The organism is Bartonella sp. AA168HLJHH, from assembly GCF_042197365.1.
Classification (GTDB): domain Bacteria; phylum Pseudomonadota; class Alphaproteobacteria; order Rhizobiales; family Rhizobiaceae; genus Bartonella.
Map to the genome: position 1 here is coordinate 66,420 of NZ_JBHIRS010000001.1, position 26,462 is coordinate 92,881.

Sequence of the window (26,462 nt, forward strand, 5' to 3'; positions counted from 1 at the left end):
TATCAGTTAAATAGCATACTTAAAGTTGACATAAAGCGCTTAGCCTCTTATCTCTACTTTATAATTAGAGTGAAAAATTGCACACCAGCAAGTATAATGGTACCATCTGCATTTCATGATGTCACTAATGATATCAGATAATTTGAAGAAAATGTAGAGTATGGGGAGAGCGTATGAATTACCCAACAAGAGTGACAACAATTAAAAGAAAGGGCCAGAGATGGTCAGTTTAGGTGTTTTTGCCCGTAAGTTTTTTGGTTCAGCTCATGAGCGACATCTCAAAGCACTCCGCCAAAAAGTTGCACAAATTAATGCTTTGGAAGAACAATTCGTAAAATTAAGTGATGAGCAGCTTTACCAAAAAACAGATGCCTTTCGTAAACGTCTTAGTGAAGGTGAGGGTGTTGATTTACTCTTACCGGAAGCTTTCGCGACTGTTCGTGAAGCCGCAAAACGTGTTTATGACATGCGTCCTTTTGACGTACAACTTATTGGTGGAATGGTCCTTCACGACTGCGGCATAGCTGAAATGCGTACTGGTGAAGGTAAAACATTAATGGCAACTCTACCAATTTATCTCAATGCATTGGAAGGTAAAGGCGTTCATGTTGTGACAGTAAACGATTATCTCGCCAGTCGTGATGCTGAAACAATGGGGAAAATTTTTAGTTTTCTAGGGCTTACAACAGGCGTGATTCTTCATGATCTTGATAGTGATGCCCGCCGAGAAGCCTATGCATGCGACATCACCTATGCCACAAATAATGAACTAGGTTTTGATTATTTGCGTGATAATATGGCCTTCGATCATAGTCAAATGGTCCAACGTGGACATCATTACGCAATTGTTGATGAAGTTGATTCGATTCTTATTGATGAAGCCCGTACCCCCCTTATTATTTCTGGTCCTCTAGAAGATCGTACTGACTTCTATAACCTTATTGATACATTTATTCCTGCCTTAACTCCAGAGGACTATGAAATAGACGAAAAACAAAAAACAACGACCTTTACCGAAGTTGGTACTGAAAAAATTGAAAAAATGCTCGAACAAGCTGGGCATCTTAAAGGTGAGAGTCTTTATGACATAGAAAATGTCGCTATCGTTCATCATGTCAATAATGCTCTAAAAGCTCATAAACTCTTTGCTCGCGATAAAGATTATATTGTTCGCAATGATGAAATCGTTATTATTGACGAATTTACAGGGCGAATGATGCCTGGGCGGCGTTATTCTGAAGGACTTCATCAAGCGTTAGAAGCTAAAGAGCATGTTGCTATTCAACCAGAAAACCAGACACTTGCTTCCATCACTTTCCAAAATTACTTCCGTATGTATAGAAAATTATCTGGCATGACTGGAACTGCAACAACAGAAGCCGAAGAATTCAGAAATATTTATGGTCTTGATGTTGTCGAAGTCCCTACAAATTTGCCAATACAACGTATTGATGAAGATGATGAGATTTATCGAACAGCAGAAGAGAAATATCGGGCAATTGTGCATGATATCCGTCAAGCTCACGAAAAAGAACAGCCTATTCTTGTTGGAACAACCTCTATTGAAAAGTCAGAACAATTGGCAGAGCGTTTGCGAAAAGAAGGCATTACCGATTTTAGAGTCTTAAATGCTCGCTATCACGAACAAGAAGCATATATCATTGCGCAAGCAGGAGTTCCTAGAGCTCTCACCATTGCAACCAACATGGCAGGACGCGGTACGGATATACAGCTTGGTGGTAATGTTGAAATGCGCATCCGACAAGAGTTACAGGATATCCCAGAAGGTCCAGAGCGGACAGCTAAAATTGAAGAAATAAAAAAAGATGTTCAGAAGCTTAAAGAAAAAGCTTTAGCGGCTGGAGGGCTTTACGTTATCGCTACTGAACGTCATGAAAGCCGTCGTATTGATAACCAACTTCGTGGACGTTCTGGTCGCCAAGGCGATCCTGGTCGCTCAAAATTCTTTCTCTCTCTTCAAGATGATCTTATGCGTATCTTTGGCTCTAACCGTATGGATGGTATGCTGCAAAAACTTGGATTGAAAGAAAATGAAGCTATTATCCATCCATGGATTAATAAAGCCCTTGAAAAAGCACAAAAAAAGGTCGAAGCACGAAACTTTGAAATTCGTAAAAATCTGCTAAAATATGATGATGTCATGAATGATCAACGCAAGGTTATTTTTGAACAGCGTATGGAGGTCATGAACGCAGATGATTTATCAGAAATGATCCTTGAAATGCGCAATGAAGTCGTAGAGGATCTCGTAGAGGCTTATATTCCATCAGGGACATATTCTGAAAAATGGGATGCAAAAACTCTTGAAGAAGAGCTTCAACAACTCTTTAATCTTGAGCTTCCAGTGGAAGAATGGGCAAAAGAAGATGGAATTGCCGAGGAGCAAATTCTAGAGCGTGTATCAGATGCTGTTACAAAACTTGAAAATGAGCGTACTGAACGATATTCTCCAGAAGTTATGGCTTATTTTCACAAAGCAGTATTGCTCGAAACTATTGACACGTTATGGCGTGAACATCTGGTGAGTTTAGACCATTTGCGTTCTGTTGTTGGTTTTCGTGGTTATGCGCAGCGGGATCCGCTCAATGAATATAAGACAGAATCATTTGAACTCTTTCAAAGTATGTTGAAAAATTTGCGCCGAATTGTCACTTCTAAGCTTATGCGCTTTGAAATCATTCAACACCCCACAGAACCGGCCATGCCTGAGCAAACTGATGCTGCTTCTTCTGTCTTTAATGATCAAAGTCAAGAAAATGCTCCCACCTTATGGGCACGATCACAAGAAAATAGATTTGTTAATCCACAAGATCGTGACCCTAACGATATAACCACATGGGGAAAAGTTGGACGTAATGAGCGTTGTCCTTGCGGTTCAGAGAAAAAATACAAACACTGTCATGGAGCCTTTGTTTGAAAAGCAAACTATGCAAATGAATAAAAAGCGAAATTATGAGCAAGAATTGCGCACAGCTGGTTTAAGAGTAACACGTCAACGACGAGTTATTCTTGATATTTTGACTGATACAAATGATCATCCTAATGCATTTGAAATTTTTCAGCGTGCAAACAAAATAGATTCGAATATTTCACTCTCAACTGTTTATCGAACCATGAAAATATTAGAAGGAAATGGAACAATTCATCGCCATAGCTTTAGTGGTGGTCCATCTCGTTTTGAGCAAGCAGATGGGCAACATCATGATCATCTCATTGATATAGAAACAGGACAAGTTATCGAGTTTCATTCTGATGTTATTGAAAAGCTGCAAGAGGAAATTGCAAAATCTCTTGGCTATGATATTATTCATCACCGCCTTGAACTTTACGGAAAAAAAAACTCTTAAAAAAGTAATCATATATCATTAGATAAAATACCTTAGGCAAATCAAATTTTATAAAAATTTACCTTTAAAATATAATAGTTTTCATTGGCAAAAAAAAGAATTGCTTTATTACCCCTCTTTGTATGATGCTATACAGTAATTCATTGCCAATATTATAACAAAAAATCATTGCAACAAAATATTATAAAAATTGTATTATGAAAAATTAGGCCAATATTATCATGGTTTCTTTGCCACAAGATCGTATGAGACAGCTTGAAAAGCGCTTTGAAATAATTGAAAGCCAAATGACGACGAATCCAAATGCTGAAACATATGTCAAATTAGCTTCTGAATATGCAGAACTACAACCCGTTATTACCTCTATACGCGCATTAAATGCTCTTTACGAAGAGATTACAGAATTAGAAACGATTATTAACGATAAACAAACAGATATAGAGATGCGTAATCTTGCCCAGGAAGAGCTATCATCGTTATATAAAAAAGTAGAGCAATTTGAAAAAGAACTCCAGATTCTGCTTTTGCCTAAAGATGTTGCTGATGAAAAAAGCGCTATTATTGAAATTCGAGCAGGAACGGGTGGATCAGAAGCAGCACTTTTTTCCGGTGATCTTTTTCGCATGTATGAACGTTATGCCCATGCTCACCATTGGAAAGTAGAAGTTATTTCACTCAGTGAGGGGGAAGTTGGCGGATATAAAGAGATTATTGCTAGCATTTCAGGAAAAGGTGTTTTTTCTAAATTGAAATATGAATCAGGTGTCCATCGTGTGCAACGCATCCCTGAAACAGAGACAGGTGGACGTATCCATACATCTGCTGCTACCGTTGCTGTACTTCCAGAGGCTGAAGATATTGATATTGATATTCGTCCTGAAGATATTCGTATCGACACAATGCGTGCATCTGGAGCAGGAGGACAGCATGTTAATACAACGGATTCAGCTGTTCGTATCACGCATATTCCAACAGGAATTATGGTCGTACAAGCAGAAAAATCACAACATCAAAACCGAGCACGAGCCCTTCAAATTTTACGGGCACGCTTATTCGATATCGAACGACAAAAAGCGGAAAATGAACGTTCAGCTTCCCGTAAGAGCCAAGTTGGTTCTGGTGATCGTTCAGAACGCATTCGTACCTATAATTTTCCACAAGGACGCATCACGGATCACCGTATTAATCTGACCCTGTATAAGCTTGATCGCATTTTGGAAGGAGATCTTGATGAGCTTATTCATGCACTCATCTCAGATCACCAAACAGCACTGCTGATGGAAATGGACAATAATTGAGCAAATATTCTTTCAAGAATGTTATCCAACAAATGCAAGAAAAATTGCGCACGAAAGGGATTGCTGAAGCCGATCTCGATGCGAGAATACTCGTTGAATGGATAACAGGAATAAATGCTGCTGAAAGAATTTCTAAACCAGATATGCATCTATCTTCTGAGCATATTATACAAATAGAACAGGCTTTACAACGCCGTATTGCAGGCGAACCCATTTACCGTATTATAGGAGCACGAGAATTTTATGGTATATCTTTTACGTTGTCTCAAGAGACGTTAGAACCTCGCCCTGATACAGAAACGCTGATAGATCTTGTTCTCCCTTTTCTCCAAAAACAGATCAAAAACTCGAGAAAAATAACACTCCTTGATATGGGGACAGGAAGTGGCGCCATTGCCATTGCCATTCTTAAACAAATTCCACAATCCTATGCAGTCGCTGTCGATATTTCTGAAGATGCCCTTAAAACAGCGACAAAAAATGCAAAAAATGCTGAAGTAATACATCGCTTCACACCTCTTCTTAGCGATTGGTTTGATTCTGTCACTGGTCACTTTGATTTTATTGTTTCCAATCCACCTTATATTCCCGCAAAAGATATCAAAAAACTTGCAAAAGAAGTGCGCTTACATGATCCATTGCGCGCTCTTGTCGGTGGAAAAGATGGTCTTGATTTTTATCGAAAGCTCGCCCATGAAGCAGCCAACTACTTAAAAGAAAACGGCACTATCGCTGTTGAAATTGGTTACTCTCAAGAAAAAGAAGTATGCAATTTGTTTGAAACAAATGGCTTTCAATGTTTAGAAATGCGCAAAGACCTCAGTGGAATACCCCGCGCACTTCTATTTGCATGCAAACATTAAAATTCCCAATCATCATCCGTAGTAGCAACCGCCTTGCCAATGACATAAGAAGAACCTGCCCCTGAAAAAAAGTCATGATTTTCGTCAGAGTTTGGTGATAAAGCTGCCAAAATAGCGGGATTAACACGACAAACCTCAGGGGGGAAAAGAGCTTCAAAACCTAAATTCATTAAAGCCTTGTTAGCGTTATAATGAAGAAAAATTTTAACATCTTCTGTCAATCCAAGCGCATCATAAAGATCTTCAGTATATTTGCACTCGATGTTATAAAGATCAAAGAGCAGGTTAAAAGCAAAATCTTTAATTTCTTGTCTTTTGGCTTCATCAAGCTTTGCAAAGCCCAATTGGAATTTATAACCTATATAATAACCATGGACTGCTTCATCACGAATGATTAGTCGAATAAGATCTGCTGTATTGGTCAACTTAGCGCGACTGGCCCAATACATGGGCAAATAAAAACCAGAATAAAATAAAAAGCTTTCCAGCAAAGTCGAAGCAATTTTTTTCTTAAGTGGATCATTTGCTTCATAACGCTCAAGTACTAATCTAGCCTTTTTCTGCAAATGAATATTTTCTTCTGACCATCTAAACGCATCATCAACTTCTACCGTCGAACAAAGGGTTGAAAAAATAGAGGAATAAGAACGTGCATGAACCGCTTCCATGAAGGCAATATTCGTCAAAACTGCCTCCTCATGCTCTGTTATCGCATCAGCCAGAAGCGAAATGGCTCCTACAGTGTTTTGAATTGTATCGAGAAGCGTTAGTCCTGTAAAAACACGAATCGTTAGCTTGCGTTCTTCATCCGTTAAGCTTGACCATGAGGGAATATCATTGGAAAGTGGAACTTTCTCAGGTAACCAAAAATTCCCAGTTAAGCGGTTCCATACTTCAAGATCTTTCTCATCATGTAATCTATTCCAATTAACAGCACACACAACAGGATTTTTGGTTGTAATCTTTGTCATATGATGATCTCCTATAAACTGCACGAAACACAGCCATCAACTTCTGTTCCACTTAATGCTACTTGCCGTAATCGTACATAGTAAATACTCTTGATACCCTTTTTCCAAGCATAAATTTGTGCGCGGTTAATATCACGTGTGGTCGCTGTATCAGGAAAAAATAATGTTAATGAAAGACCTTGATCAACATGCTGTGTTGCAGCAGCATAGGTATCTATAATTTTTTCAGGACCAATCTCATAAGCATCTTGGTAAAAATTCAAATTCGTATTATCCATATAAGGAGCGGGATAATAAACGCGCCCAATTTTTCCTTCTTTGCGAATTTCAATTTTTGAAGCAATTGGATGAATGGAAGAAGTGGCATGATTAATATAGGAAATAGATCCCGTAGGTGGAACTGCCTGCAAATTGCGGTTATAAAGCCCATACTCAATAACTAATTTTTTGAGTTCCTGCCAATCCTTTTGATCTGGAATAACAATATTATTCCGTGCAAAAAGCTCTTGCACAAGCGGAAATTGCGGTTTCCATTCTTTTTCAATATATTTTTCGAAAAAACGTCCATCTGCATAAGCTGATTTTTCAAACCCTGCAAACATTTCTTGACGTTCGTGCGCAATTAAATTGGAAGCCCGTATGGCGTGATATGTCACAATATAAAAATAGATATTGGTAAAATCAATCGCTTCTGGAGACCCATAATAGATCTGCTCACGCGCTAGAAACCCATGCAAATTCATTTGTCCCAAACCAATCGCATGACTTTCAGTATTGCCTTTCGCAATGGAAGGCACACAAGCAATATTGCTCATATCCGAAACAGCAGTAAGAGCACGAACAGCAGATTCCACGGTCTGTCCAAAATCAGGACTTTCCATTGCATTGGCAATATTCATGGATCCAAGATTGCAGGATATATCACTTCCAATCGTGCGATAAGTTAAATCTGTCTCCAGTTCACTCGCCTCACTCACCTGCAAAATTTCTGAACATAAATTGCTCATACTTATGCGCCCAGCTATCGGATTCGATCGATTAGCAGTATCCTCAAATAAAATATAGGGATAACCGGACTCAAATTGAATTTCCGCTAATGTCTGGAAAAAAACGCGTGCATTTATTTTCTTTTTACGAATCTTTGCATTATCAACAAAAGAACGATAATGCTCCGTTAAAGAAATATCGCTAAAGGGCTTACCTGTCACACGCTCGATGTCATACGATGAGAAGAGATACATATCCTCATTATTCCGTGCAAGCTCAAAAGTAATATCAGGAATAACGACACCAAGCGAAAGCGTTTTAATTCTAACTTTTTCATCAGCATTTTCACGCTTTGTATCCAAAAACTTCATAATATCTAAATGATGAGCATGCAAATAAACAGCTCCAGCCCCCTGTCGTGCCCCAAGCTGATTGGCGTAAGAAAAAGAATCTTCTAAGAGTTTCATCACCGGTAAAACACCTGAGGACTGATTTTCTATTTGCTTAATTGGCGCCCCTGCTTCCCGCAAATTCGTTAAACAAAGCGCTACACCTCCACCACGTTTTGAAAGCTGCAAAGCCGAATTAACCGAACGACCTATCGATTCCATATTATCTTCAACACGTAGCAAAAAACACGAAACCAATTCACCTCGTTGTTTTTTCCCAGCATTTAAAAATGTCGGTGTTGCCGGTTGAAAACGTCCTGTAATAATTTCATCCACAAAACTTTCAGCAAGAGCTTTATTCCCTTGTGCCAAATATAAAGCTACAAGACAGACGCGATCTTCATAACGTTCAAGATAACGTTTCCCATCAAAAGTTTTCAGTGTATAGCTGGTATAATACTTAAATGCGCCTAAAAAGGTAGGAAAACGAAACTTAAATGCATAAGCACGTTTAAAAAGCTTTTTAATAAAAGAAAAATCATAAAGCTCAAATAAAGCTTTTTCATAATAACCTTCTTCTATTAAGTAATCTATTTTTTCCTTCAGGTTATGAAAAAAAACTGTATTTTGATTAACATGCTGAAGAAAATATTGCCGCGCAGCAAGCCGATCCATATCAAATTGAATATGACCATTTTCATCATAAAGATTAAGCATCGCATTCAACGCATGATAATCAGTAATCTGATCCGATTTCTGCGATTGTCCTATACCAATTGTTTCCAAAATCTTTCCAATCCCTTTTTTACATAAATAACGTCTTCATCAGTTCCACGCAGCTCAAAACGATAAAGGCAAGGTACACAACATTTTTCAGCAATAATTTTACTTGCTAGATTATAATAGCGACCAAAATTACGATTCCCACCGCCAATAACACCACGAATTAATTTTCGGTTCTCAGCTTCATTAAGAAACTGGACAACGGCTTTCGGCACGGCCCCTCTTCCTTCGCCATCTGCATATGTAGGAACAACCAATACATAAGGTTCTCCAACCAATGCAGAAGGCTTTTTTTTATCAATTTTGAAGAGTCGTTGCCCAAGCTGCGAGACAAAATGTTCTGTATTACCCGTTGCACTCGAATAATAAACAATAAGCCCCATTAAGCACAAAGACCACTAATCATATCTGGTCTAAAACCAGACCAATGATTTTCACCACAAACAACGACAGGAACCTGACGATACCCCAGAGATTGAACAAAACTGTATGCTTGTTCATCACAAGAAATATCAACAACACGATAATGAATGCCTTTTGCATCAAAAGCGCGGCGTGTAGCATCACATTGGACACAAGATGGTTTGCTATAAATAGTGATCGACATTTTCTTCAACTTTCACAATTCCAAACAATCAACCCTGAAAGGTCAATCTAATAATTTTATAGGTACTCAAGAATAACAAAAAATAGAAATTGTACGCAAAACATGTGGTTATTTTCAAATAATACACAGCTTCCTGAACATAACAGAATTCCTCTCATCAAATAACTTCAAAAACTATGATGAGAATAAGCGATTATTCTACAACTTAAATGGCAAAGCCCCCTAGTTATAAAACAATCTTTTGCTTGCATTACAATTCCCTCCTGCTGTCTAAAAAACTAATGTTCTAAACTACCGTTTTTCAAGAGCTCTGTTTGCTCTTTTACGGCAAAAATCAATTACAAAAACGAAAGGAAATCCTTCCAAAAGAGACCCTTCAGTAAAAATACTGCTATACCTTTGGCCAATAAACTCTTTACAATAATGGAAATAACTTAGATACCAAACGAAACACACTAACACCCTCTCTTGTGCTTATTTAGAATCACCAATCATTTTGATACTATATATAGTATATACTCTCTCTCTTTCGTCAAGGTGAATTCAATTATTATTTTTAATTTTCCACGATCTTCCCACTAAAATTTTCAGTACTCAAAACTATGTAATAATATAACATTTTGTTGACAAACGTTATATTATTACATAGTTTCCAAAATAATAAGTAACGATGGTAAAAAATATGGATCTGTACTTCAATAAGACAACATTAGGCTATAGGAATAGAATAGCAATAAAGAACTTTTCAGCAAAGTTAAAAGCTGGTTCATTGGTTGCAATAACAGGTGATAATGGCGCTGGAAAATCGACACTGCTAAAAGCCATCGCCGGATTGATTAAACCTCTTAAAGGAAAAATTACAAAACCAAAAAAAAGCCGCATTGCTTATCTTGCTCAGCAATGTGATGTGGATAAAACATTTCCAATTGATGTGAAAACGCTTGTAAAAACAGGACTGTGGTCTTTTTGTGGATTATGGAAGAATCAGCGCCCTTATGATTCTAAGATTCAAAATGCTCTTAAAATGGTTGGGCTTACAGAACTCGCACCCCGTTCGCTTGAAACATTATCAGGCGGGCAATTACAACGCGCTCTTTTTGCACGTATCATTGTACAAGATGCCAATATTATTTTACTTGATGAACCTTTCAATGGTGTAGATCATAATACCCAAAAAGACCTTCTTGCTCTGATCACATACTGGCAACAGCAAGGACGCACAATTCTCACAGCACTCCATAACCCTCTCATCGTGCAAGAATTTTTCCCCCAAATGATTCAAATTGATCAACAAAACGCCTTTTATGGAGAAACAACACAGTTTTTAAACAACACCCTTCATCACGTTATGCCACCTCTCACATCCAATTCTTTTCCTATTAGCGCACAAAAACAAAATCTTCTCATCAATGATCCTCTCTTTCTTAGGTTATAAGACGTGTATACATTTTTTCTTGCCCCCTTTGTTGATTTCCAATTTATGCAAAACGCCCTTATCGGTTCTATTTTTCTGTCTATTAGCGCTTGTCCTGTTGGTGTATTTTTGATGCTCCGTGGAATGAGCTTGACAGGAGATGCTATCTCTCATGCCATTCTTCCTGGTGTTGCAATTGCTTTTCTGATTTGTGGTTTTTCCCTCATATCTATGACACTTGGTGGCATCTTCGCTGGTCTTATTGTTGCTTTAGCAACCATTTTGATTTCACGAAACAGCTTTCAGAAAGAAGATGCATCCATGACCGTCTTTTATCTTATTGCACTCGCAGCAGGTGTTATTATTATCTCACTGAAAGACTCAACAATTGAGCTGCTTCATCTCTTATTCGGATCGGTTCTTGCACTTGATGCACAAGCCCTTTGGTTAATCGCTACTATAATGCTGATTACACTCTGCAGCCTTTGTATTTTTTGGCGTGCACTCGTTTTAGAAAGTTTTGATCCCCTCTTTTTTAAATCACTCTCTCCATTGAGTAAATATATTCATATTTCATTGCTTGGACTTGTGGTGTTGAATCTGGTTGGAGGCTTTCAATCACTAGGAACATTACTTTCCGTTGGTATTATGATGATTCCAGCCATTACAGCCCGTTTTTGGTTTTCACGGCTAGGCCCTATTTGCGCGCTTTCCACTCTTTTTGGAATCATTTCTAGCGTATGTGGTCTCCTGCTTTCTTTTCATCTTTCACTTCCCTCCGGCCCTGCTATCATCATTGCCGCAGGATTTATTTATCTTGTTTCCTGTTTGATAAGTCCACGTGGCTTTATTGTAACATGGTTTCCCCACCTCTTTTATACCTCCTCACTTTAAGGAAAAAAATGTGCCTAAGTTTGCTCAAAAATTTGTTCTTCTTGGAGCTTTATTGCTTGCCCTTTCTCCATTTTCTGCTTCTGCACACAATAAAATCAAAGTTGTTGCGAGCTTTTCTATTCTCGCAGATCTCGTAAAAAATGTAGGAGACAACCATATCTCTATGACCACTTTTGTAGGTCCAAATGCGAATACCCACACTTATGAACCTACCCCCCATGATGCTCAGGCTCTTAGAAATGCTCAAATTATTTTCATCAACGGGCTTCATTTAGAAGGATTTATTGATCGCCTCATTACAGCAAGTGGGACAAAAGCACTTCTTGTCGAAGTTAGCGCTAACATTCCTTCCCTCAAAATGAAAAATCAAGAACATAATGCCCATCACCACCACAGCGTTATTGATCCACACGCTTGGCAAACAATTCCCAATGTCAAAATCTATGTGAAGAATATCGCTGCTGCTTTTTGTAAAATCGATCCACAATCCTGTACCAGCTACAAAAAAAATGCCGAAACCTACATCCAAAAACTTAAAATAGCACAAGATACCCTGAAAACAAAAATTGCTGCCATTCCTAAAGATAAACGTATCATTATCACATCTCATGACGCGTTTGGCTATTTTGCCAAGGAATATGGTTTTACTATCCTTGCCCCTCAAAGTGCTTCAACAGAAGCTGAAGCAACCGCAGCCGATGTTGCCAAGCTTATCCAACAAATTAAAGCGAATAAAGCAGCTGCCCTATTCGTTGAAAATATCTCTAATCCCCGTCTCATAAAACAGATTGCAAAAGAAACAGGTTTAACAATTGGTGGAACACTTTATTCTGATGCATTGTCAAACAAAAATGGCCCTGCAGCAACTTATCTCGATATGATGGAACATAATGTAAATACCATCATTGATGCTATCACGAAACCTTAAAAAATCTTCTACGAAAGAGAGAAGAAAAAAATTCATAAAATCATAGATCTATGATTATGTTACCAATAATACTCAATCCTCATGATTGGTGACAATGATATAAAACAAAGTTGATTTTACAGAAAAAATTTATACCCTATAGATGCTAAAATGGATCAAAGTTAAGATATAAGGTGCATAGTGCCATCATCTATGAATAATTTTCTCTCTCTATTTTTCTTATTCATTCTTTATAAGATACATAAATTATTACATCAGGAAATAGATAATAATAGATTGTTTTTTATTGATAAAGTACCTTTCTAAATGAGAAGAAATATGGTTAATAAATGGTTATTATCTCTTGATGTTTTTCTACAATGAAAAGAACTTTATTATGTTTGATGTTTGAAAATAATATTCTTCTTATAGACCATAAAAGTGCAAGATTTCATTATATGAGCGTTTCGAATATTCTCAACATCATGTGACAATGAACCATTACCAAAACTTTTAAAATTTTATTTTTAATCTCATCGGTTATACTCTGATTTTGTGAATGTAATCGAGAAAGTCAAAATACAACATTATCATGACGCAGCATAAAAGAGAGTCGTATCACATCAATTAATGCTTACTTATTATTTGTGCGCTTTCCTGTGTTTTTATTAAAAGTATGAAAATTCTGATGAGCAACAGTGAAACTTAGTTTTTGACCATAGTCGTGTGTCAAGCGTTCTTTTATTTCAATCGTAAAGATGATACCATTCCAACGCGTTAAAACATGGCAACCTGTTCCAATAAGCTTGATAAGCTCAATTTTTGTGTGAAAGACAGGCCCTTTATCTGGATGTTGGCCCAATAAGATTATTTCAGGTCTGAATGCTAAAAGATCAGTTTCTTCACCATAAGAAAATGAATGCCCTAAATGTTGTTCTAAGACATGGCGATCAAGAAAATTCATAGGAGGAGAACCAATAAAATCAGCAACAAATGTTGTTGCTGGAGTATCGTAAATTTCCATTGGTGTTCCAATTTGCTCGATAGCTCCTTTATTCAAAACGACTATTCTATCAGCTAATGTCATAGCTTCTAGTTGATCATGGGTAACATAGAGGCTCGTTGTTCCTAATGAACGCTGTAGTGTTTTTATTTCAATACACATTTGCGCCCGTAATTTTGCATCAAGATTTGAAAGAGGTTCATCAAAGAGAAAAACACGGGGTTGACGTACAATCACACGCCCCATTGCAACACGCTGACGTTGTCCTCCTGATAATTGTCGTGGTTTACGATCAAGAAATGGTTCTATCTCCAAAAGCTTTGCAGCATGTGCGATACGTTTTTTAATTTCTTCTTTAGGAGTTTTACGATTTTTAAGACCATATTCTAAGTTTCCACGAACTGTCATATGGGGATAAAGGGCATAATTTTGAAAAACCATAGCGATATCACGATCAGCTGGTTCACGATCATTGATACATTCGTTATCAATGCATAATTCACCTGAGGTAACTTGTTCAAGTCCTGCTATAATACGTAATAAGGTCGATTTTCCGCACCCTGAAGGACCGACAAGAACAAGAAGTTCTTTATCGGCAACAGTTAAGTTTAAATCATCAATGACCAGAATGCCGTTGTCATACTGTTTTTTTATATTTGATAACTGGATTATGGCCACAATTACTTCTCCGTTTCAATAAGGCCTTTGATAAAAAGCCGCTGCATGAAGATAACAACAAGAACAGGAGGAACCATGGCAACAACCGATACTGCCATGAGTATATTCCATTGAGGATCATGTTGAAGTGATTCGACAATAAGCTGTTTTAAAATAATAAGGATCGTTTGATGATTTTGATCCGTTGTGATGATAAGAGGCCAGAGATATTGTATCCATCCATAAATGAACATAATGATAAATAAAGCAGCGATATTGCTTTTACTAAGAGGAAGAAGAATATCCTTAAAAAATTTAACTGGACCTGCACCATCAACACGTGCCGCCTCTAAGAGTTCATCTGGAACAGTCAAAAAAAACTGGCGAAATAAAAATGTAGCGGTTGCAGATGCAATAAGTGGAATAATCATTCCACTATAGGTGTTGACCATCCCCAATTTTGCAACAATCTCATAGGTTGGAAGAATACGAACTTCGACAGGGAGCATCAATGTAACAAAAATAAGAACAAAAGCAGTTTTTCGGAAGGGAAAGCGCATGTAGATAATTGCATAAGCAGACAAAAGTGAAATAATAATTTTTCCAACGCTAATCCCAAGAGCCATAATGAATGAATTCATTAAGAGTGGCCAGAGGTTGGGCAAACCCAGCTGTGCAAGGCCATCACCAAAGATTGTTTTATAATTTTCCAGAGCATATTTCCCAGGCAAAAGAGGAAGTGTTCCTGAGTTAAATGCTGCTGAACTATGAGTTGATGCAATGATAGCAACATAAACTGGAAAGCAAATAATGATAATACCAACAATGAGAATAATATGGGTTAGAAATTTCAAAACAGGGCGATTTTCAACCATAATTTGTTTCCTAATATTGTACACGGCGCTCAATCCAGCGAAACTGGATAAACGTTAAGACAATAACCATCAACATCAATATTGTTGATTGTGCTGCTGATGCACCGATTATTTGATTTCTAAAGCCATCGTCATATACTTTATAGACGAGGATGCTCGTTGCACGCGCAGGACCTCCAGAAGTTGTATTATCAATAATACCAAAAGTATCAAACATAACATAATTGACATTGACAATAAGAAGGAAAAACGTCGTTGGTGAAATTTGCGGGAAAACCACTGTCCAAAATCGTTTAAAGGGACCAGCACCATCAATGGCGGCTGCTTCTATTTGAGAACGCGGAACAGACTGAAGACCTGTAAGAAAAAAGAGAAAATTGTAAGAAATTTGTTTCCAACTAGCCGCAATGACAATAAGAATCATTGCTTGAGTGCCATTAATACGATAATTCCATAGCACCCCTATTTTCTCGAGAAAAAAAGGGATAATTCCGATGGTGGGATGAAAGATAAACAGCCACAATATACCTGCCAATACTGGAGCAACAGCATAGGGCCAGAGCAAAAGCATTGTATAAGCCTTTTTTGCACGTATGACACGATCAACACAGACAGCTAAGAGAAGTGATATTGTCATTGAAGCGACAGTAACTGAGATGGAAAATACTGCGGTTGTAAGAAGCGATTGCCGATAAGTAGGATCAGAAAGAACGGTTAGATAATTCTCAAAACCAATAAAGGTTGTTGTAAAGCCAAAAGGGTCTTCACGCTCAAAAGATGATTTTATTGCTTGGGCAGCAGGCCAAAAGAAAAACAAAAAAGTCACAAGAAGCTGAGGAAAAAGCAATCCGTAAGAAAGTAGACTATTTTTAAAATATGCATGTTTTTCTTGCATTCGTAGGGCTCTTTAAATGTAGAGACTTTAAAAAAGTAAACAAAAAGGACTCAACCGTTTTTGTTGAGTCTTTAATGTTTAACAATAAAACGAAATTAATGATTAGATCTTTCAAATTCACGCAAGAGTTTATTTCCACGTTCAACGGTCTCATCTAAACCATCTTTCGGCGTTTTTGAACCACTAAGAACAGCTTCCAACTCTTGATCAAGAATGGCACGAATTTGTGGTAAATTACCAAATCTTATCCCTTTTGAGTTAACTGTTGGTGGATTAAGATTAATCTGTTTGATAGCTATATCCGCACCTGGCGTTTTTTCATAGAAATGTTGTTTTTTGCTCAATTCATAAGTCGCTTTTGTGGTTGGGAGATAACCTGTTTCCTGATGCCATTTTGCTTGATTTTCTGTTTTTGAAAGAAATTTAAGAAAAGCGGCTGCCCCTGCATATTCCTTTGGAGTATGTCCCTTAAACGCCCAAATAGAAGCTCCCCCAATAACTGAATTTTGTGGTGCTCCTTCTGTATCCTTATAGTACGGTAGCATACCAACCCCCACATTAAACTGCGCTTCAGAAACAATCCCAGCATGTGATCCTGAAGATTGCATAAAAATTGCACAATTTTGTGCCATAAACATTGGTGTTGAATCTAATGCACCTGCTGGACCACCGTAACGGAAAATACCTTGATCAGACCACTTTTTCAGGTCAGTCCACATACGCACTTGTAAAGGTCCATTAAATGTAAGTTCTGAATCAAGTCCTTTGAAGCCATTTTCCTTCGTTCCAAAAGGAACATTATGCAACGCTGAAAAATTTTCTATACCAATCCATTGAGCGGCATAAGCCATTGTAAAACCACAAGTCGCCGCTTTAGTCTCAAGAATTTTCTTGGAAAAGTTTTCTATATCTTGCCATGTTCTAGGAGGCTGTTCTGGATCAAGCCCTGCTTTTTTAAAGATATCTTTGTTATAATAAAGGATGGGTGTTGAAATATTAAATGGCATAGAGACGATACGTCCCTGTTCATCGGAGTAATAACCACTAATAGCAGGGAAATAATCTGTAGGATCAAATTCTTGTTTTGTATCAGCCATAAGTTGATAAAATGGGTAGATTGCGCCTTTTGCAGCCATCATAGTTCCAGTACCAACGTCATAAATTTGAGCAAGTACTGGCTGTTTCTTTCCACGAAATGCTGCAATGAGTGAAATCAATCCCTCTTCATATTCACCGCGAAATGAAGAAACAACTTTATACTCAGATTGACTTGCATTAAAATCGTTAATGAGACTTTCAGTTTGCTTTCCTAATTCACCACTCATAGAATGCCAAAAGCTGATTTTTGTCTGTGCAAAACTTTCTGTCATCCCCGCTGTGGACATTATGATAGCAACCGTGGCCGCTATGGAAAGATAAAAACGACTCATGCTTCACCCTTTCTGAAGTGATGGAATACAAACTACCCCTAAATTTATAGTATTACACATGAACATGCTATGACTGTTTTATTTCAGAAACATATTCTCTCATTTAAACAGGAACCACTTAAAGGTCAAATGAATTTGTTTAAATTTATTTATTTTCTTTTATAAGCTTTCTTATGTATTCACGAAATACGCGTTTGTAACTATCTGAAAAAAGTGAGATGGCTTAAATAAGCAAAGTCACTTGGTAAAAAGATATGGATCGTAAATATCATTCAATGACTATTTTAATATCTGGATTTACTTTTTTAAAAAGAATTGTTTATTCTTTTATTATTTGTCTTATAACTTTCGGCTTATAACTTTAACACGATGCTGCTACTGAATTTAAAGAAGAGACAAATAGAATTTTTTTAAAATTAAGAAAATCATTTTGAAGCGCTTAATAGCCTCTTTCCCTGTAACAAGGTCACACCCCTCACGCAAAACAAAATGACACTGTATGACCAATTTCCATGCTGTTAAAAAATCTTTCAATACATCTACATTTCATGATAGAACCTATAAAATAAGCCCTAAAGCCTCTCCATTAAAGTATATAAGACTTTTTGTATGCCATCATTTTTACACTTCATAAAAGTGCAAAACGACATCATCATGTGCGACCCTAATGCTTAAACAAGCCTTGCATTTGAAATATGTTAAATGAATATTTTTATTCTTTTCTCAATCATTTTTTATCCACACTCCAACCCTGCTTGTAATGTTCAAACGAATGATTTTGATTGATTCATTGTAAAAATATTTTAAATAAGAGAATCTTACGTATTAAGGTCTCTTACTCACATGAGTAAAATATTAATTATGATTATAATCAATGTATTATTGTTATATATTAGATAATTTTTCTTCTTTCATTACGCTAACTTTATGAAGATATATAGTTCCTTTTGTGTTGATGTATTTTTACCTTTGTGCACACAATTGTAATGCGAGATCAGGTTGATCTGTCGTAATATAATGTACAGGCATATCAAGCCAATATGATAACCGAGCTTTTCCATTAATTGTCCATACCCCTACAGTAAAACCAGCCTCAAGAGCAGATTCAATAAAGTTCTGTGAAACAATAGAGCCATCTAAACTTAGATCAGAATAACCTAATTGCTTCCATTCAGAAAAATGACGGTACATATCACCTTCAAAATTATCAACACATGGACCAGATGGTATTCCTGCTTCAATAAAAGGACGAAGGATAAAAGGATCAAAACTAATTGCAGAAACCCGTTCTGATAAATTTCGGCTTTTTATTAGCGCAAGCGCTTTTTGGGATAATATTGTTTCGCGCTCCACTTCACCGCATGTCTTGATTTCAAGATGCAATGCAACATTCGTTGGTGCTAAAAGATCAAGCACTTCTTCTAATAAGGGAGGTGCTTCTTGGCTTCCTTTTACGCAGAGTTGTTTGCGCGTTTCATTATCAATGTCGTGAATATACCCCTTTTTTCCAACCAATTGGTCTAGACGGAAGTCATGAAAGACAACCACTTCACCGCTTTTCAGCAAATGAACGTCGCATTCAACTTCATCAACACCTAACGCTATAGCATTATTAAATGCCGAAAGGGTATTTTCAGGATAAAGATGAGCTCCTCCACGGTGTGCAACAATTTTTTTCTCAGACATGCAAAATCCCACACTTCTCAATTTTAAACGATATTGACGTACAGATTGCCAGATAAAGGCTTATATCATATGAAAATACACAATCATTTTTAAATGATTTTTTCTACACTTTTCGAATATCAAACCCTCAGTCATATTTTATTCTTAAAAGACTTATCCTTCATTTTAATTATTCCCATTCAATAGTACTAGGAGGCTTTGAGGTTACATCATATACAACACGATTAATCCCTCTAACTTCGTTAATAATACGTGCTGCTGTCTTACTTAAAAACGCCATATCATAAGGATAAAAATCAGCAGTCATTCCATCTACAGATGTGACGGCGCGAAGAGCACAAACAAATTCATAAGTGCGACCATCCCCCATCACGCCAACAGTTTGAACAGGAAGAAGAACAGCAAAAGCTTGCCAAATTTCGTCATAAAGACCAGCTTTATGGATTTCCTCAAGATAAATAGCATCTGCTTCACGTAAAATTTCTAATTTTTCACGTGTTACAGCACCTGGACAGCGAATTGCAAGACCGGGACCTGGAAAAGGATGGCGACCAATAAACTGCTCTGGTAATCCTAACTCTCGCCCTAGCAAGCGAACCTCATCCTTAAAGAGCTCACGTAACGGTTCTACAAGTTTCATCTTCATCTGTTCTGGTAGCCCACCCACATTATGATGGCTTTTAATGGTTACCGTTTCACCAATAGCAGAAACACTCTCAATCACATCTGGATAAAGTGTTCCTTGTGCTAAAAACTCTGCACCTCCTATTTTTTTCGTTTCTTCTTCAAAAACTTCAATAAAAAGGCGACCAATTGTTTTGCGTTTTTTTTCTGGATCTGTCTCACCTTTTAAAGCATTAAGAAACACATCAGCAGCATTAACGTGAATAAGCTCTATATTATAGTGATCACGAAAGAGCGTGAGAACTTCTTCAGCTTCATTCTTGCGCATCAGCCCATGGTCTACCAAAATACATGTCAGTTGATCTCCTATGGCTTCGTGAAGGAGTACCGCTACAACAGATGAATCCACTCCCCCTGAAAGACCACAAATCACACGACTTTTCCCAACTTTTTGTCGTATCGTAGCAATTTCCTGCTCACGATAAGAAGCCATTGACCAACTACCTTTAATAGCAGAGATCTTATGAACAAAATTTTGCAAAAGTTTTGTACCATCCGGTGTATGGATAACTTCAGGATGAAACTGTACCGCATAAAAATATCTTTTCTCATCAGCAATAGCCGCATAGGGAGCTCCTTTTGAGGTTCCTATGACACGAAAACCTTCTGGTAAAGCTGCCACACGGTCACCATGGCTCATCCATACTTGATAACGAGAACCTTTTTCCCACACTCCATCAAAAAGGGCACTCTCTTCTTGAACTTCCAAAAAAGCACGCCCAAATTCACGCTCATGTCCAGCTTCAACCTTTCCTCCAAGCTGAACACACATGACTTGTTCACCATAGCAAATACCCAAAATCGGAACACCCGCCTCAAAAATTTCCATTGGAGCACGCGGAGAGCCCTCATCAATAACGGAATAAGGACTCCCTGATAAAATAATAGCTTTAGGATTTATGCGGCGCACAGCTTCTAAAGCCAATTGAAAAGGAGTAATTTCACAATACACTCCCATTGCTCGTACCCGTCGTGCAATAAGTTGTGTAACTTGTGAACCAAAGTCAATAATAAGAACAGTGTCTGGATGTGATATGCTCATAGAAAACCAATCAACAATTATAAAAGAAAACTCATGAGAGTTATGATTCAATCTTTCTCTTTTCACAAGCCTGTTTTCTTAAGAAAAAGATTATTCTTGTAAAGTTTATGATAAAAAGTGCAAAAATATGGATCAATGTTTTTTTTGCAACACAGATAAAAAGAACCCATCTGTTTGTGTTGTGGCCGGCGACAAAGTAAGTCCATAATTTGAAAAAACTGGTTGCACAGGAGAAAAACTAAAATGTTTCTGCCAAAGCGCTGGCATATCTATTGGAGAAAAATGAGAATGTTGTTGAAGGAAATGGGAAATTTGTTCCTCATTTTCATCTGTAAAAAGAGAACAGGTAATATAGATTAGGCGCCCATTTGGCTTAAGATAAGCTATCGCTTCATTCAAAATATCCCTCTGTTCTGTTTGGCGTTGTTTCACTTGTTCTAATGTTAAACGCCATTTCGCATCTGGACGACGACGCCATGTTCCTGTCCCACTACATGGTGCATCTAGTAGAACTCTATCCATCTGGCCTATTAATGGCTTCAATTCTTCTTTTTGTGCTCGTGTTTGTACATTACGAACACCAGCACGTCGAAGACGATCAAAAATAGGAGCTAGGCGCACTTTATCAAAATCATAAGCATAAATTTGCCCACGATTGTTCATATCGGAAGCTAAAGCTAATGTTTTGCCCCCAGCACCTGCACAATAATCTAATACCTGCATGCCCTCTTGCGCTTCCACAAGGTGAGCAACAATTTGAGATCCTAAATCCTGTATTTCAAAGTGTCCTTTTTGAAAAGCTGGTTCCACTTGAACATTGGGATGACGATTAAACTTTTCAATCGGTGCAATTCTTAAAGCTTGCCCAAACCATGGAAAAGATTTAAGTTTGGTTTTTGCTAATTCTTTCAGCACCTTTTCTGGTGTTGCCTTTAGGTTATTTACCCGTAGGTCTAAAGAAGGACGCGTTGCTAACGCAGCCGCTTCAGTGATCCAATTATCACCAAATAAAGGACGCAGATGCGCTTGACACCATTGCGGAATATCACCACGAATATAGTCTGGAGCATCCACTAATTGCTGACCTTGCCACGATTTACGCTGTTTAGCCCCTAATAACTGCGGTGCAAACCGATCTTCTGCCAACTCACCGTCAATTTGCTCCAGCGTCATTTTTCCAGAATCTAATAAGGCACCAAAAACGATATCTCGGATATCATCACTCTCCATACGCCATTGTAAAGAATAACGTCGTCTTAAAACATCATAAACGATTGTACCAATAGCTGCACGATCACCTGCTCCAGCAAAGCGATGAGAAAGACCCCAATCCTTTAAAGCTTCTCCTACTGGGCGATGCTTCATTTCTATCTCTGTGAGAACATCTATTGCTGCTTGCAAACGCCCACCTAATCGCATTCATTTCTCCCATTAAAATAATAAAATTTTAAATCATCTAAAAAAATAATATTATCGCCTTCTTGCCAATGAAACCTTCTCAACGCCATAAAAAATTTACATTCAATATTAAAATGATCTGATCATACTTTTTTATAAGATCCAATTTAGAGTATCTAAATTTTTCCTTTCATCTTCTGCCCATTCGTTTTTTATCCTTCTACCTCTTATACTAAAAGATACGTAGCCATCCATAAAAAACTTATTTCCGCCATGCATTACGAAAAAAACAAACTCTTTAATTTATTTGCGTAAAATAAAGTTTACGAGGATTGTCTGAACAATAGAAAAAATCTTCTCATAAAATTAAACAAGCTCATCTTACGTTCAACAAAAAATTAACTTTTTAGAAAATGCTTGGAACCACTATTTGGCATGACCGTTTTTACTCTAATGGCAACTGCCAGACAATTTTAAAGGAGAAAATAATGACTTATAATAATGGAAAAACAACTTCGTCTAAAAGCCGTCATAATACAATGCCCTCAAACAACGGAAAGAAATCCGTCCAAAGTGATCAGACGAACACTCGCCAACGTGCGTCAAAGACTGGACGGAAGACAACAAAAAGTTAATTCTAATTTTATATAACTTATTTCATATAGTCTTAACAGAAAGAATTAGAATTTTAACCTCTAATTCTTTCCTTTTTGGGATTATTACACCAAATTACAAACAGAAAAAAGCGCAGTCTCTCTTTCTTGTTCTCGGAAAATTTTATATTTATGCAATATGATACTAGGCTCTTGTTTCTTTAAACTGGCCCACGATAATTTGGACTCTCTCGTGTGATAGAAACATCATGCGTATGACTTTCATGGAGTCCCGCATTCGTAATACGTACAAACGTTGCTTTTTCACGAAACTCTACGAGATCTTTTGCTCCAACATACCCCATCGAAGCACGAAGTCCACCAGCAAGCTGATGTAGAACTGATGCTATAGGACCTTTATAAGCCACCTGCCCCTCCACACCTTCAGGAACCAACTTAAGTTCATCACGAACATCATCTTGAAAATAGCGATCTGCCGATCCTCGTGCCATAGCACCAACAGATCCCATGCCGCGATAAGCTTTAAAGGATCGTCCTTGATAAAGATAAACTTCGCCAGGACTTTCTTCTGTACCCGCTAAAAGAGAGCCAATCATAGCAGCACAAGCCCCACCTGCTAAGGCTTTAGCAAAATCACCCGAAGCTTTTATCCCCCCATCAGCAATAACGGGAATGCCCGCTTTTTCAGCAACTTCTGCAGCATTCATAATGGCTGCAAGCTGAGGAACACCAACACCTGCAACAATTCGCGTTGTGCAAATAGAACCAGGACCAATCCCAACTTTTATAGCATCCGCACCACTGTCAATCAAAGCCTGTGTTGCTTGAGCAGTCGCCACATTACCAGCAATAATAGCTGGAGAAAACGTCATTTTTTTAATACGCTCAACAGTGTCTAATACACGCTGAGAATGTCCATGTGCAGTATCAATTACTAGAATATCAACGCCTGCATCAATTAATCGTTCAGCCCGCTCAAACCCATCGTTCCCTACACTACTTGCAGCTGCAACACGCAAGCGACCTTGTGAATCTTTGGCAGCGTTTGGATTTAATTTTGCTTTTTCAATATCCTTAACTGTTATCAGTCCGACACAACGATTCTGTTCATCCACAACTAATAATTTTTCAATACGATGATGATGTAAAAGATACTTCGCTTCACTGAGTTGAACATTTTCACGCACTGTGATTAAATTTTCATGCGTCATTAATTCATAAATTTTTTGTTTAGGATCCGATGCAAAACGCACATCCCTATTTGTCAAAATGCCAACAAGCCGTCCAGCAGTTTCACCTTTAGCACCATTTTCAACAACCGGAATACCGGAAATACCATGAGAGCGCATCAAAGATTTTGCTTCTTCAAGTGTTGCATCTGGTCCAATGGTGACTGGATTAACAACCATACCAGATTCAAACTTTTTTACTTGGCGAACTTCTTCTGCCTGCTCTGCAGGAGACATATTACGATGAATAACCCCAAGACCACCAGCTTGAGCCATAGCAATTGCCAAACGCGATTCTGTTACCGTATCCATTGCCGCAGAAAGCAATGGCAAATTGAGCTTAATATCCGCTGCAATGCGCGTACTGAGATCCACTTGACTAGGCATAACAAGAGAATGACCGGGTTGTAAAAGTACATCATCAAAAGTCAGTGCCAATGCACCTGTCCCCGTTTCAACAATCTTTGCCATATCAAAATTCCTTTTATAATAAAACACCGCAAGAAGCTTTAAAATACAACTGCGGTTCTCATACATGGTAGATTGGCAAAAAATTATGCCATGCTACAAACAAAATGAAAAGAAAAATAAATATTTTTTTAAGTGTGGTTTATAAAAATTTACAATTGTGATTCAATAGGTAACCAACTTATTATTTTTGCAAATGCGCGACGCCAAAAATTGCTTTCTGGCTCATAGTCAATGCTATATTTTTTTTCATTTTCAATAAAATCCCAATAAATACGATTATTATCACCAAGACGCAGATGATAGCTCATTTCCCCTGTGGTTTCTTCAGAAAACAACAAATCTAATCTTGCTGTAATGGGAGCACATTCAAAAAGAATGCCCATTTCTGTATTTAATGATGCTGATCTTGGATCAAAATTTAAAGATCCAATAAAAGCTGTTTTACGATCAATTAAAAAAGCTTTGGCATGTAAACTTGCCTTACTCGATCGAAACAATCGTAACCCATGAGTATTGCCTTCCGCTTTTAATTCATAAAGATTAACACCACTTTTCAACAATGCCTTACGATAAGGTACATAACCACCATGCACTAATGCTACATCAGTAGCAGCTAAAGAATTTGTCAGAATTTTGACATCAACACCCTTTGAAACCAAATTACTAAAATTCTGCGTGCCAACCTTACCAGGAACAAAATAAGGTGACGTAATCTGAACCGTTTTTTGGGCATTTCCAATAACCTTTGAAAGTGCCTTCATAAGCCAATTGCTTGCTTTTTTACGCAATGCTTTTTCTGGAGGGTCAGAAAGAACAACAACTTTGTCTGCTAAAAATAACCGCTTTCCTGTTTGGATAAAACAATTAAAGTTAATGTGCTCTTTGACATAATCTAAATAAACTTTTGCAACCTTGGAATCACGAAACTTTCGTAATTTATCTTTCCAATAGCTAAGATCACTTGCGCTTTTAGGAACAACCAAAGTATGAATTGGCAAAACAACAGCACTATTCCAAAAATCATCAAAGATACTTTCTACCTTTTTAACAGAAGGACCGATTAACATCAAATCTAAATCTCGAAAATGGGATTCTTTACCAGCATCAAAATAAGAATCTGCAAGATTACGTCCTCCTACAAAAGCAACCCTGCCATCAACAATAAAAGCTTTATTATGCATTCTACGTGTTACAGTAATTGCCCGTAATATAATTTCTAAACCACGGCGTAAACCACCTTTACGCGATCGCCCTGGATTAAACATTCTCACCTCAATATAAGGATGTTTATCTAGTGCAATATAAGCTGGATCACGTGCCTGAGCATTAATATCATCCAAAAGAAGCCGTACCCGAACCCCTCGATCAGCTGCCTCAACTATTTCACTTAATAATAGGCGCCCCGTTAAATCATCATCCCAAATATAATACATCAGATCAAGGCTACGCCCAGCCTCTGCAGCTCCTATTGCACGAACACAAAACGCATCCAAATTGCTGATAATGAGGGAAAGGGCATCTTTATCAATCCCCAATCCATTTTCTTTCTCAGCTAATTGACTGACGATACGATCAAGCTTAGTTTCATCTTTCTGAAGAGGTAACGCATAAGAACATTTCCCCCTAGCATTTTTCACAAAACGCCCATAGGTGTAGATTGCCAACATAGATGCAATAAAAAAAAAGAGGACAAAACCAATAACAATCTGTAAAAGAGTCAAAGAGGGCAAACTTTCTATTTTAAACTATCACATCATCAGTAATGCAAACGATAACACTAATCACTTTATCTTAATCGTATAGCAGATAAAATGCCACTTCTTGCTTAAGAGAGTATAAATTTAATATTGATGATACAAAAATTTTAGCGGTAGTATTTAAAAGTTTTTAAAAATGCTTCTCTGTTTTAATAAATGTAAACTTAACTAAAATTGTATAAATTGAAACAAACGATTAAAATAGTCACATAAAATTTATATTTGATTTAAATCTACAAA

The 26,462-nt window shown here is 37.5% G+C and carries 21 protein-coding genes; 8 read left to right on the forward strand and 13 right to left on the reverse strand.

Going from position 1 to position 26,462, the window contains the following annotated elements:
- The first annotated feature begins 220 nt into the window (after positions 1 to 220).
- From secA to prmC, 4 genes are all read left to right on the forward strand, one after another.
- Entirely contained in the window at positions 221 to 2,938 is a 2,718-nt protein-coding gene (secA, locus tag ACFINM_RS00285) for a preprotein translocase subunit SecA (RefSeq protein ID WP_375639500.1), read from the forward strand.
- Positions 2,877 to 3,368: a Fur family transcriptional regulator gene (locus ACFINM_RS00290; RefSeq protein WP_375611830.1), complete on the forward strand. Its 492-nt coding sequence runs from the start codon at positions 2,877 to 2,879 to the stop codon at positions 3,366 to 3,368. Before secA ends, ACFINM_RS00290 begins: the two co-directional genes overlap by 62 nt.
- Positions 3,369 to 3,589: 221 nt before the next feature.
- Positions 3,590 to 4,666: a peptide chain release factor 1 gene (gene prfA, locus ACFINM_RS00295; protein WP_375630001.1), complete on the forward strand. Its 1,077-nt coding sequence runs from the start codon at positions 3,590 to 3,592 to the stop codon at positions 4,664 to 4,666.
- The gene (gene prmC, locus ACFINM_RS00300; RefSeq protein WP_375621182.1) at positions 4,663 to 5,529 is read left to right on the forward strand and encodes a peptide chain release factor N(5)-glutamine methyltransferase; all 867 of its coding nucleotides are present in this window, start codon (positions 4,663 to 4,665) and stop codon (positions 5,527 to 5,529) included. The genes prfA and prmC overlap by 4 nt, the downstream gene beginning before the upstream one ends.
- Here the strand turns inward: prmC and nrdF are convergent.
- Genes nrdF through nrdH form a run of 4 tightly spaced genes read right to left on the reverse strand, consistent with a single transcriptional unit; the run spans position 5,526 to position 9,266 of the window.
- A complete protein-coding gene (gene nrdF, locus ACFINM_RS00305; RefSeq protein WP_273722534.1) occupies positions 5,526 to 6,500 on the reverse strand; it encodes a class 1b ribonucleoside-diphosphate reductase subunit beta in 975 nt (324 codons plus the stop codon). The genes prmC and nrdF overlap by 4 nt on opposite strands.
- Positions 6,501 to 6,511: 11 nt before the next feature.
- Positions 6,512 to 8,662, reverse strand: a complete 2,151-nt coding sequence (gene nrdE, locus ACFINM_RS00310) for a class 1b ribonucleoside-diphosphate reductase subunit alpha (protein ID WP_375621181.1) — start codon at positions 8,660 to 8,662, stop codon at positions 6,512 to 6,514.
- Positions 8,644 to 9,042, reverse strand: coding sequence for a class Ib ribonucleoside-diphosphate reductase assembly flavoprotein NrdI (nrdI, locus tag ACFINM_RS00315; protein WP_375621180.1), 399 nt, complete (start codon positions 9,040 to 9,042; stop codon positions 8,644 to 8,646). Before nrdI ends, nrdE begins: the two co-directional genes overlap by 19 nt.
- The gene (nrdH, locus tag ACFINM_RS00320; protein WP_005774163.1) at positions 9,042 to 9,266 is read right to left on the reverse strand and encodes a glutaredoxin-like protein NrdH; all 225 of its coding nucleotides are present in this window, start codon (positions 9,264 to 9,266) and stop codon (positions 9,042 to 9,044) included. Before nrdH ends, nrdI begins: the two co-directional genes overlap by 1 nt.
- Before the next feature lie 682 nt (positions 9,267 to 9,948).
- Here nrdH and ACFINM_RS00325 point away from each other — a divergent pair.
- From ACFINM_RS00325 to ACFINM_RS00335, 3 genes are read left to right on the forward strand one after another with little or no spacing between them, the layout of a single operon-like run.
- Complete coding sequence (locus ACFINM_RS00325) at positions 9,949 to 10,701, forward strand: ABC transporter ATP-binding protein (protein ID WP_375621179.1); 753 nt, start codon at positions 9,949 to 9,951, stop codon at positions 10,699 to 10,701.
- A gap of 3 nt (positions 10,702 to 10,704) precedes the next feature.
- Entirely contained in the window at positions 10,705 to 11,574 is an 870-nt protein-coding gene (locus tag ACFINM_RS00330; protein WP_375630000.1) for a metal ABC transporter permease, read from the forward strand.
- A 10-nt stretch (positions 11,575 to 11,584) separates the two neighbouring features.
- The gene (locus tag ACFINM_RS00335; protein ID WP_375621177.1) at positions 11,585 to 12,502 is read left to right on the forward strand and encodes a metal ABC transporter solute-binding protein, Zn/Mn family; all 918 of its coding nucleotides are present in this window, start codon (positions 11,585 to 11,587) and stop codon (positions 12,500 to 12,502) included.
- 613 nt (positions 12,503 to 13,115) lie between these two features.
- Here ACFINM_RS00335 and ACFINM_RS00340 read toward each other — a convergent pair.
- From ACFINM_RS00340 to ACFINM_RS00370, 7 genes are all read right to left on the reverse strand, one after another.
- Positions 13,116 to 14,162, reverse strand: coding sequence for a sn-glycerol-3-phosphate import ATP-binding protein UgpC (locus ACFINM_RS00340; RefSeq protein ID WP_375621176.1), 1,047 nt, complete (start codon positions 14,160 to 14,162; stop codon positions 13,116 to 13,118).
- 2 nt (positions 14,163 to 14,164) lie between these two features.
- Positions 14,165 to 15,016, reverse strand: a complete 852-nt coding sequence (gene ugpE / locus ACFINM_RS00345; RefSeq protein WP_375613289.1) for a sn-glycerol-3-phosphate ABC transporter permease UgpE — start codon at positions 15,014 to 15,016, stop codon at positions 14,165 to 14,167.
- A 10-nt stretch (positions 15,017 to 15,026) separates the two neighbouring features.
- Positions 15,027 to 15,911, reverse strand: a complete 885-nt coding sequence (ugpA, locus tag ACFINM_RS00350; RefSeq protein ID WP_375621175.1) for a sn-glycerol-3-phosphate ABC transporter permease UgpA — start codon at positions 15,909 to 15,911, stop codon at positions 15,027 to 15,029.
- Positions 15,912 to 16,006: 95 nt separating this feature from the next.
- A complete protein-coding gene (ugpB, locus tag ACFINM_RS00355; protein ID WP_375618067.1) occupies positions 16,007 to 17,341 on the reverse strand; it encodes a sn-glycerol-3-phosphate ABC transporter substrate-binding protein UgpB in 1,335 nt (444 codons plus the stop codon).
- Between the two features lie 963 nt (positions 17,342 to 18,304).
- Positions 18,305 to 19,027, reverse strand: coding sequence for a glycerophosphodiester phosphodiesterase (locus tag ACFINM_RS00360; protein WP_375611843.1), 723 nt, complete (start codon positions 19,025 to 19,027; stop codon positions 18,305 to 18,307).
- 169 nt (positions 19,028 to 19,196) lie between these two features.
- On the reverse strand, positions 19,197 to 20,753 hold the full coding sequence (gene guaA, locus ACFINM_RS00365; RefSeq protein WP_375639990.1) for a glutamine-hydrolyzing GMP synthase: 1,557 nt from the start codon (positions 20,751 to 20,753) through the stop codon (positions 19,197 to 19,199).
- Positions 20,754 to 20,885: 132 nt separating this feature from the next.
- Positions 20,886 to 22,172 carry an RsmB/NOP family class I SAM-dependent RNA methyltransferase gene (locus tag ACFINM_RS00370; RefSeq protein ID WP_375639504.1) on the reverse strand — a complete coding sequence of 429 codons (1,287 nt, stop codon included), beginning with the start codon at positions 22,170 to 22,172 and terminating at the stop codon, positions 20,886 to 20,888.
- A gap of 467 nt (positions 22,173 to 22,639) precedes the next feature.
- Between ACFINM_RS00370 and ACFINM_RS00375 the strand changes: the two genes are divergently transcribed.
- The gene (locus tag ACFINM_RS00375; RefSeq protein WP_273722522.1) at positions 22,640 to 22,786 is read left to right on the forward strand and encodes a hypothetical protein; all 147 of its coding nucleotides are present in this window, start codon (positions 22,640 to 22,642) and stop codon (positions 22,784 to 22,786) included.
- Between the two features lie 179 nt (positions 22,787 to 22,965).
- Here the strand turns inward: ACFINM_RS00375 and guaB are convergent, their stop codons facing one another.
- On the reverse strand, positions 22,966 to 24,465 hold the full coding sequence (guaB, locus tag ACFINM_RS00380) for an IMP dehydrogenase (RefSeq protein WP_375629996.1): 1,500 nt from the start codon (positions 24,463 to 24,465) through the stop codon (positions 22,966 to 22,968).
- A 149-nt stretch (positions 24,466 to 24,614) separates the two neighbouring features.
- On the reverse strand, positions 24,615 to 26,186 hold the full coding sequence (locus ACFINM_RS00385; protein WP_375629995.1) for a phospholipase D family protein: 1,572 nt from the start codon (positions 26,184 to 26,186) through the stop codon (positions 24,615 to 24,617).
- Between the last annotated feature and the right edge of the window lie 276 nt (positions 26,187 to 26,462).